At 68.8% G+C, this 9,611-nt stretch carries 7 protein-coding genes; 4 read left to right on the top strand and 3 right to left on the bottom strand.

The features are described 5' to 3' along the window. Positions 1-72: 72 nt before the first annotated feature. Entirely contained in the window at positions 73-1,389 is a 1,317-nt protein-coding gene (gene aspS / locus ACWFR1_RS23295; RefSeq protein ID WP_453554122.1) for an aspartate--tRNA(Asn) ligase, read from the bottom strand. A gap of 284 nt (positions 1,390-1,673) precedes the next feature. Here aspS and ACWFR1_RS23290 point away from each other — a divergent pair, with 284 nt between their 5' ends. Together ACWFR1_RS23290 and ACWFR1_RS23285 are read left to right on the top strand one after the other, a co-directional pair. After that, complete coding sequence (locus tag ACWFR1_RS23290; protein ID WP_453554120.1) at positions 1,674-1,979, top strand: hypothetical protein; 306 nt, start codon at positions 1,674-1,676, stop codon at positions 1,977-1,979. 426 nt (positions 1,980-2,405) lie between these two features. Next, on the top strand, positions 2,406-3,707 hold the full coding sequence (locus tag ACWFR1_RS23285; protein WP_453554118.1) for a hypothetical protein: 1,302 nt from the start codon (positions 2,406-2,408) through the stop codon (positions 3,705-3,707). Here the strand turns inward: ACWFR1_RS23285 and ACWFR1_RS23280 are convergent. After that, complete coding sequence (locus ACWFR1_RS23280; RefSeq protein WP_453554116.1) at positions 3,637-4,479, bottom strand: PE-PGRS family protein; 843 nt, start codon at positions 4,477-4,479, stop codon at positions 3,637-3,639. The two genes, ACWFR1_RS23285 and ACWFR1_RS23280, sit on opposite strands and share 71 nt — an antisense overlap. Before the next feature lie 199 nt (positions 4,480-4,678). After that, a complete protein-coding gene (locus tag ACWFR1_RS23275) occupies positions 4,679-5,383 on the bottom strand; it encodes a restriction endonuclease (RefSeq protein WP_453554114.1) in 705 nt (234 codons plus the stop codon). Between the two features lie 1,264 nt (positions 5,384-6,647). On the opposite strand from ACWFR1_RS23275, the gene ACWFR1_RS23270 reads away from it, so the two are divergent. Both ACWFR1_RS23270 and ACWFR1_RS23265 read left to right on the top strand, forming a co-directional pair. Further along, positions 6,648-6,977 carry a hypothetical protein gene (locus ACWFR1_RS23270; protein WP_453554112.1) on the top strand — a complete coding sequence of 110 codons (330 nt, stop codon included), beginning with the start codon at positions 6,648-6,650 and terminating at the stop codon, positions 6,975-6,977. Between the two features lie 524 nt (positions 6,978-7,501). Then, a partial coding sequence (locus ACWFR1_RS23265) for a helicase-associated domain-containing protein (RefSeq protein ID WP_453554110.1) occupies positions 7,502-9,611 on the top strand: 2,110 nt, incomplete at its 3' end.

Here is a 9,611-nt window from a genome sequence, read left to right as displayed (position 1 = left end):
ATACTCAACACCCGGTGCTGCTGCCCCCCCCCCCCTGGGGGGGGGGGGGGGCAGCAGCACGTACGCACTCAATCAGGGAGTCAGGCGGTTCGGGCCGCGGAAGAGGAAGGCCGCCTCGCGGATGGAGTCCAGACCGAGCATGACCATGAGGATCCGTCCGAGGCCGGCGCCGAGGCCGCCGTGGGGCGGGCAGCCGAACCGGAAGATGTTCAGGTAGTCCTGCATCGGCTCGGTGTTCATGCCCTTCTCCTCCGCCTGCTTCAGCAGGACGTCGGAGCGGTGCTCGCGCTGGGCGCCGGTGGTGACCTCCAGGCCCTTCCACAGCAGGTCGAAGCTGAGCGTCAGGTCCGACCGGTCCGCCGGGCGCATGTGGTAGAAGGGCCGGATGCTCGCCGGGTAGTGCGTGATGAACGCGAACTCGTGCCCGGTCTGCTCCTTCATGTGCGCGGCGATCCGACGCTCACCGTCCGGGTCCAGGTCCTCCTTCACCCCTTCCGGGTCCCAGCCGCCAGCCCGCAGGACCTCCTGAGCCTCGGCCATCGTGATCCGCGGGAACGGCGTCTCCGGCACCGCCACCTCAACCCCGAAGACCTCCCGGATCCGCTCCCCGTGGATCTCGGCGACCTTAGCGATGGCGTGCGCCAGCATCCGCTCCTCGAAGACCATCACGTCCTCGACGTCGTCGATCCACGACAGCTCCACGTCCACGCCGGTGAATTCGGTCGCGTGCCGCGAGGTGTACGACGGCTCGGCCCGGAAGACCGGCCCGATCTCGAAGACCCGGTCGATGCCGGCCGCCACCGCCATCTGCTTGTAGAACTGCGGCGACTGGGCCAGATAGGCCGACCGGTCGAAGTACCCGAGCTTGAACACCTCCGCCCCGGACTCCGAGGCGGTCCCCATCAGCTTCGGGGTGTGCATCTCCGTGCAGCCGTGCTCCATGGCGTACTCGCGCAGTCCCTCTTCCAAGGTCGTCTGCACGGTGAACACGAGCTGCGCGGTCTCGCGCTTGCGGACGTCGAGGAACCGCCAGTCGAGCCGGTGCTCGGGTCCGGTCTGCTCGTCGATCGGCAGCGGCGTCTCCGCCAGGTTCAGCACCTCGACCGACTCGGGGACAAGCTCCAGACCGCCGAGCTTGACCTGGGCCGCGTCCACGACGCGCCCGGTGATCCGTACGGCGGACTCCGGGGTGAGGGACTCGAGCAGCTCCTCCAGCGGGCCGCCGTCGCGCTTGTGGGTCACCTGGACCATGCCGGAGTGGTCGCGCAGAATCACGAACTGCATCTTGCGCTGCAGCCGGAGTGCGTTCACCCAGCCGGAGACAGAGACGGTCTGGTCGATGTGGCCACGTAGGTCAGAGGTCAGAACGCGGCTCGCAGTGTGGATCATCGCAGCCCTCCAGGGGCGTCGTCATGATCCCTTGGGAGCGTGGGCGAGAAGGGTACTCGCGGTGCCACCACGCCTTTGCCGCCGCCAGACAGCGGCGGCCTCATTCAGCCCGATGACGGCGGCAAACCGGCGGGGCATTGGGCCATAGGGCCGTTCCTCCCCGCGCTCAGGAGGGTCTTCACCTCGGGCGCGAGTCCGCCTTCCCAGCTACCGGCGGCTCTCTCTGCTCGCGTGATCCTTGGCTACTCGTCTCCATCTACGCGTTGCCCACCACGATAGGGAGCGTGAAGGCCCCCTGCAACGCAATCACCGTGACGGCGAAGACTTGGCCGAATGACGATCATCGACAGAGCTGCGCACACGCCGCTGTCCCCGGCATGTCGGCGACGGCTGAACTCGAGTCCTGGATCACCTTCCATACCGACCTGTCGGACAGTCACCGACAGGGCCGGGCGGACGCCGGGTCACGCGGCGAGGAGTACGCGCTTGCGCAGGAGGTCCAGAACCAAGATTCAGCCGCCGGCATGGCCAGCCCGATGGTGGAGACGCTCGAGCAGCAGAATGCGGGAACATCACCATTCTGGTTGTAGGCGCTCGGTGGGACCGGTACGACGGTCACCATGCACCGATGGTCGCCGCTCAACGATCGACAGCTGGCCTTGCTCACTCGCATTGGAGGGGGAACGGATCCCGTCACCTCGGCAAGCCCGGAACTCGCCCACACCGCGCGTGCCCTCAAAGGCCGGGGCCTCATCACCATGCCCAAGCACGGTGGGAAGTGGCGAGCGGAGATCACCGATGACGGCCGCTTCTACCTGGAACACGGACACCACCCCGACCGGCCCGAGCCAGCCCCGCGCAAGCAACGACCAGTAGCCGTCGAGCCGAAGCCAGAGGTTGCGCCCTCTCCCCGTCAGCGGGCGACACCCCCGCCCGAGGCGAAGCCAGCGCCAGCGCGCCCCGCGAAACCGCCACGGCAGTCGCCGGTGGAAATCGGCACTGCTTTGATCGCGGAGGTGCAGAAGGCCGGCCGGTTCCTCCGTATCCCGGATCCGAACGCCGAGGAGCGGGCCCGCTATCGCCGAGCGTTCGACGCCGCGCGGCAGTGCGTGCCGAAGGGCTACCACCTGAAATACAGCGGTCGGGCGAAGGGAGACTTCTACCTCGGCCTGCTGCGGGTGACGGGCGAGGACGACACCGAGTGGAACCGAATCCGCCTGGCGCACAGCCGTGTGATCACCGACGTCGAGGAAGTGATCGCAGCGCTCACCGCGGATCACAGCGCCTTCGAGATCTCGGACGAGGTCCTCCCACGGGTGCTTTCTCTCCTTCGGCTCCTCGCCGAGCAGGCCCTCGCGCGGCACGGCGACATCGCGGTGTCGAAGAAGCGTAGGCAGGTGCGGCCGCTGCTCACAGTCCACGGCAGGACGTACGAGATCAGCTTCAAGGAACGGCAGAAGCAGGTCCGGTACGTGCCCACGCAGCCGGGCCGGCGGACGTACGAATGGCAGCGGGTCACCCCGGCCCACCGGCTCGAACCGTCCGGCGAGCTGGAGCTGCAGGTGGCCCAGCAATCGGGGTACAGCTACGGCTACCGCTACGGCTGGACGAAGGAATGGTCCGACACCGCCAAGAAGCCGTTGGAGGACCAGATCGACGCCGTCCTCCGAGCGCTGAAGGCCCGCGCGGAGGAAGAGGAGCAGGCCCGGCTGGCGCGGGAGGCGGAACAACAGCGTCAGCGTGAGGAGCGGGAGCGGCAGGAGGAGGAACGCCGCCTGCGAGAAGTCCAGGAAGAAGAGGAGCACCGCCGGCGGAAGGCGGAGAAGAAGGAGCGCACGCGGCGAGAATGGGAAGCGGCGGTCAGTGTCGCGACGATCAAGGCAGTGGATGCCGTACGGGTCGACCGGTTCGGCACCGCCCTGGCGCAGTGGCGGACCGCAGGGGAGATGCGGGCCTTCTGCGCCGCGCTCGACGAGGCCGCCTCCACCTCGAACGACGCCCACGAAGCCGAGCGGCTTCGCGAGTGGTCAGCGTGGGGGAAGGCGGAGGCTGACCGGCTCGACCCGACCGTGGCCAGCAGGAGCCTGACCGGCCACAGCCTCCACGCGGAACCCACGGACGACCAGCTAAGGCCCTTCCTCGGCGGCTGGCACCCGCAGCGGCCGGAGAAGGAGAAGCCCCCGAAGCAGGAAGAGCCCAAGGCGGAGGCCGAACCGCCCAAGCCGGAGCCAGAGCGGTGGCGCGGATTCACCGACGAACGTCTGGACCAAGGCTGGAGATATGGACCCCAAGGTCGCGCTCAATGGTGGAGGCGATGACGCCGTGCCCACGGTCACGTAGGGCCTTCACCGACTTCTCCACGAGCTTCCCGAGCCGGACAACCTCCTCGCGCAGGGCGACCAGCTCGTCGTAACGCTCGGCCTTGTCCTGACCACACCACTCCCGGACGGTCCGCAGGACGGCCGCTTCCGCGTCCAGCTTGCGGTCGTCCCGGCGGCTGTAGGAGTACCAGGAGGACTGCGTGCACTCCTGATCGATGGCCTGCTGCCTCCGGTCCACCTCCGGAAGGATGTCGTCGGCAAGACGGCCGGCCACCATGCGTGCGATGCGCTCAGTGACCGGCCACCCCGCCAGGCACAGGCCGTCACGGTTCTCGTAGACCATCGGGTCGCCTCGCAGCTCCGCGGGATCCATTCCGACAAGGGGAGCGCTGCCGTCGAGACGGCCCATCTCCAGGATCCCTGCGTCCGCGACACTGCGCCGCAGCCGCAGCTTGCTCTTCGGGCGGACGAACCCGAGGATCAACCGTGCAGCCTCGAAGTCGGCACTCCCCCGCACGTGCCGCGACGCCTCGGCCAGAGCGAGCTCGCTCGCGTCGTCCGCACGAAACGCCTCGACCTCCTCCCAGCGCGCCACAAGGGAAGTCGTGTCGACCCACTCCTGCAGTCCGGCGTCGTCACCGTCGAGAAACCGCACGTGGAGCCAGTCAGCCCGGCCACGACCGCCTACCCGTACGACCTCGACCCGACGAACCGGGCCGCCCAGCTCCTTCGGCCTCGCTCGGTAGGCCCAGTGCTCACCCATCTCCATGGGTCCATTGAGCCAGGTCTGTTGATCCAGCTGCCCGGCGATTGCCAAAACCAGCAGATGGAACTGAGCGCCACGGAGGTTCCTTCAGGGGCGATGGGTCCAATACCTGTGCCATCTGTAGTCGAGCGACGCGTTGAGTCTTCCTGGCGGGTACTCAGCGTCCACGCGTCCCGGTCGAGGCTGGCCACGGCCGTTCCCTCTACTCGTACGTCTTCTTCCACCGCTCCCGATGCCGGCGGTCCCCCTGCCCCAAGCCGTTTACCGCATCGAGTGACACCAGCGAGGCGCCGTTGTTCCACAGCCCGAGGTGATCACGGTGGACGGCGAGGATGTCGTTCTCCGTGGCGAACTTCTCAGCCGGCCCGCTGAAGTACGTCGTGGCCACGAAGATCGCCACGTCGACCTTGAAGTGCACCTTCGCGCCGAGCAAGTCACGGATCTCCCGGCTGGGGATCTTGCTCTTGGGCGTGTACCGCTTGCACTGGATCACCATGCTCCGCCCATCGGGGAGGCACCCCAGCACGTCAGCCCCGTTGTCGTGCGAGCCACCGACCCGCCGCACGTCTGTGCACCCGTCTCGTCGGCACAGGTCCACGACAAAGTCCTCGAACTCCGTCCCCGTCATCGCGTCGACCTCGGCCAGCGTCCGGTGTCCGGCCTTCACGGCCTCGTCATGCCGCCACTGCCGATCACCGCCCCGGATGAACCGATCGGTGCGCCACAACCACCACCCACAGCCGGCGACGCCACCGAGAATGAGCGCACCGACGAGGTAGGGCCACATCACGCTCCAGAAGGCCACCAGCACGACGATGCTCAGGCCCCCAGCGAGGGCTCCGATCTTGAGCCGCTGCTGGCGACGCTTGCGCGCAGCCGATACCCGCCGCCTCCGTGCCGCTGCCATGGCCCTCCCTGTAGTCCGGCACAGCAGGATCAAGGAGGAGGCACCGAACCGTAAGGGCGCCGATCAGCCAATGGCTGGCGGAAGACGTTTTGGCTATCTGTCTACCCGTGAGGGTCGGCCCATTCGTTCACCGGGGACGCTGATGCTTCCTGCGTCTCCAGGCGGCCGTATCACTGCAGACGTCCATGCGAAGCGAGTTGGGCAGCTGGGCGACAAGGACGCCCGACGCTGGCGCATCGCCCCTCGAAGTCTGCTGGCAGCCAGCCTCGCCCAAGTAGACGAGGGTGAGCTGGGAACGCCGTAGCCGCAGCCACGGCGAAGATAAGTGACGCCCAAGGCGTATGGACGCGGATCGTGGAGTGCTGGCCGCGGGTGTTGACGAAGCTCGTCTGGAACGAATCCGGGGCCACGAGATCGATCGTGCTGAGTGCTCTCCAGTCGAGGTCGAGCTCACACACCGGATGGGCGAAGAACAGCCTCCTCAGGGTGATGGTCACCTCTCCTGCGCCGTCCAGCACCCACCGCGGTTGTGCATCGCGCTCCGCTTGGCGACGCCGAGCGGAGTTGCCGAGCGCGGAGCCCACCAAACTACCGACGACGAAAGCCGGCTTACCGACCGCGACCACGTTGCTGTGCTGATATCTCCCGTTTCCCAGGGCTCGCCAGGTCGAACGCTGCCCGGGCCCGACGGCGAGGGCACGGTCTCCGTGCGCAAGCCGTGCGGTCGTAGCGACCAGCGGGCGGCTGGCCAGCCGCCCTTCAAGGAGGTCGGCGAGGATGTCGCACGAGTGCCACAGATACTCGTCTAACCGCGACCAGGATGGCCGTTGTGCGTTCTGCGGCGGCGGCGCGAAGGGGTTGACCACTGTCACTCCGGCAGGTCTGTCAGAGGTCCATCGATTACGTAGCGCGATCAAGCCTATCCAGTCAGCCCAGAGAGCAGGGCTTCGTTCGCATAATCGCCGATGCTGTTACCTGGAACGGCTGAGGCGGCCATATGGCGAGGGGCGGCTCCAGCAGGAGCCATCACCATGCGGATGAAGGGTGAGAAGCGCAACCTGATGGCATGAGCGGAAACAAGCCCATGGGCCCGCCTCCAGGACCGCAGCAGGGTCGATCGCTTCCTTCGGCTGCGGCTCCCTCACCTCGCAGGAAGGCCCTCAGCCATGCCGCAGCGGCACTGGGCGGGCTACTGGTCGGTGTGCTCATCGGCGTGGTGGGATCGAGAGGCGGCACCGCAGACACCCCTTCCGTTACACAGACCGTGACTGCCACGCCTCGGACGGCCCAGACGCCCGAGACCGCCGCGGATTCGCAGGCTGCCACCGGCGCGCCGAAGAAGAACACCACGCCCACCGCGGAGATCCCTGGTGACGGCGTCTTCCTCGTGGGCAAGGACATCCAGCCGGGCACATACCGCAGCGATGGCAAGGACAACGCCCTCTGCTACTGGGCACGGCTGAGCGACACCACCGGCGAACTGGGCGACATCATCGCCAGCGGAAACGCCGAAGGGCAGGCCATCATCAAGATCGATACGAGCGACAAGGCGTTCCAGACCTCCGACTGCAAGTCCTGGCAGAAGATCGGCTAGAGCGGACGTTCCTGCTGGGCAACCGCGATAGGAGGCGGAAAGACTGTCGCCGATCAGCGACGCAGCGGCCGTATCTGGTCTCACTTCTGGTCTCATTCACCCCCGTCCGACCCTGTCCGGACAAGGCCACCGTGAACACTCCGCCGCAGGTCAGGACACCCACGGCCCCCGCCGGACCCCCGTACGAACATTTGGAAAGCGTGTTGGGGGCAACCCCTCACGAGTTCGAATCTCGTATCCTCCGCAGCCGCCTGAACAGGCGAAACGAAGAACCCGGACCGCTTTGGCGGCCGGGTTCTTCGGCATGTCCGGGTCTCAGTTCCAGTCTCGTTTGTCTCAGGCATTCACGACATCTCGTACGGCGTGCCAGGATCGCCCGCACTCCACCCCCATCGACAGCCCGCCCTCTGCGGGTGAACTCCCCACCGAGTGGCGACGGTGGACCCATCGAATGCGCGATTCTTGGCTCCGCTCGGGGCCGCTCCGGTCCCCGCCGTGTCTCCCGGCCTCGCGAGGTGTTCCCCATGACGTCCCGATCCACACTGACGGCCTGGCTGGCCGGACTCGACGCCCCGCGGCTGGCGCGTGTACTCGGGATACGGAAGGACGCCGTGGCGCCACCGGAGCCACGTTCCATGGAGGAGTTGGCGGAACGCCTTCTGCGGCCCGGCTCGGTCGCGCTCGTGCTGCCGCAGCTGGCCCTGCCGTACCTCCAGGTGGCCGAGGCCCTGGCCGCCTTGGGAACCCCCTTGTCGCGCGGCGCCCTGGCGAGGGCGCTGGGAGCGACGGCGCCCACCGTCGCTCGGGCGCTGGACGGCGTGCTGGTGGCTCTGGCCGATCACGCCCTGGTCTGGCCGGACGGCGACGGGAGCCTCCACATGGCCGACCCCTTGCGGCAGGCGTGGGACGCGCCTCTGGGGCTGGACGCTCCATTGGACGAGCTGCTGGAGGGTGTGACCTCCGAGGAGCTGCGCGGCATGCTCGTGGCACTGGGCATCAAGCCGCCCGGCACGCGGCAACAGCGCACGACCGCCGTCCTGGAACACCATGGCGATCAGCAACGCGTCGCCGCGGTGATCGCCAAGGCTCCTTCGGCCACCCGCCGACTGCTTGAGCACCGGGCGAAGTCCGCACCGCGACACACGGAGTTCGTCGTGTTCGGAGCCCCCGGGACCGACTCGCCGGGCGAGCGATGGGCCCTGGACCGGGGGCTCCTGGTCCGGAACCGCCATGGGTACGGGCAGGCCCGTATGCCCGCCGAGGTGACACTCGCACTGCGCGGGCCGGGCTGGTCGGCCCCGTTCGAGCCCTTCCCGCCCGTCGCGGAGCCGGTGTCCGTCACCGCCGTGGAGGTGGACCGGGAGGCGATGGCGGCGGCTGCGGCGTTCGCGGCACAGGCCGCCTCGGTCCTGTCCACCTCCTCGTCCACTCCGCCGGCCAAGCTCAAGTCAGGTGGGATCGGCGCACGTGAACTGGCCAGAATCGCCAAGGCGGCGCAGGCCGACGGCGTTGTCGTACGCATCACCCTGGAGACGGCGTACTCGGCGGGGTTGCTGGCGGTCGACGGGGACCGCGTCGCACCCACCGAGGAATACGACACCTGGACGGCGCGGGAACCCGCGGAACGGTTCGCGGAGCTGCTTCAGGCATGGTGGAGCTTGGGACTCACCCCTTCCCAGGCCCGCGACGAGGACGACAAGACGCTGCCGGCGGTGGTCGGGGCGCCTCCCTGCGACGGCTGCCTGCAGGCGCGACACGGGCTGCTCGCCGCGGCGGCGATGCTCCCGGAAGGGCAGGGCGTGAAGGTCGCCGCAGACCTGGTCCCGCTGGTGACATGGCACCGTCCGATCGCCCACCCGTCCGCCCCTGACGAGACACCGTTCGCAGCCGCGATCCACGAGGCCGAGTTGCTCGGCGTCATCGCCCGAGGCGCCCTCTCCCCCCTCGGTGCCGCTCTGCTGGCCGATGACGCGGAAGGGCTGACCACCGCCTGCCGGCGGTTGCTGCCCGAGGCCACCGGAACGGCCCGGTTCGGCGGCGACCTCACGGCCGTCATCGCCGGCATGCCGTCCGTACGTGTCGCCGAACTCCTGGATTCGACCGCCGACCGGGAGATCAGCGGCACGGCTTCCGTGTGGCGGTTCAGCGCGGACAGCGTCCGCCTGGCCCTGGACGCCGGCCGCACAGCGGACGAGATCTCGGCCGAGCTGACCGCCATCGCCGGCGGGGCCCTGCCCCAGCCCCTGTCCTATCTCATCGCCGACACCGCTCGCCGGCACGGCCACGTGCGCATCGCCCCCGCCGCCTGCGTCGTCCACGGCGAGGAACCGGCCCTCCTGGCCGAACTCGCCGCCCACCGGAGGCTTGCCGCGCTCGGGTTGCGGCAACTCGCCCCGACCGTGCTCGTCAGCGGCAGCCCGCCCGACCAGACCCTCGCCGCGCTACGGGCCCAGGGCTATGCCCCCGTCGCCGAGGCCGCTGACGGAACCGTACGCATCGAGAAGATCGCACCCCAAAGGGCCGCCGCCATTCCGGCCCCACGGAAGACGAGGGGGCGGACAGGCCCCGAACGCACGGCGCACCGAGCGGCGGGGGCGGCGGGCGGCCCCGGGCGGAAGGGGCCCGCCGCCCCGC

The organism is Streptomyces sp. NPDC055103 (assembly GCF_053607625.1).
Note: the sequence above shows the minus strand (reverse complement) of the source record. Positions and strands in the feature narration are given on the sequence as shown.

Excerpts from the sequence above, each read along its gene's own strand:
- aspS (WP_453554122.1), bottom strand. The coding sequence starts at position 1,389 with ATGATCCACACTGCGAGCCGCGTTCTGACCTCTGACCTACGTGGCCAC.
- ACWFR1_RS23280 (WP_453554116.1), bottom strand. The coding sequence starts at position 4,479 with ATGGAGATGGGTGAGCACTGGGCCTACCGAGCGAGGCCGAAGGAGCTG.
- ACWFR1_RS23275 (WP_453554114.1), bottom strand. The coding sequence starts at position 5,383 with ATGGCAGCGGCACGGAGGCGGCGGGTATCGGCTGCGCGCAAGCGTCGC.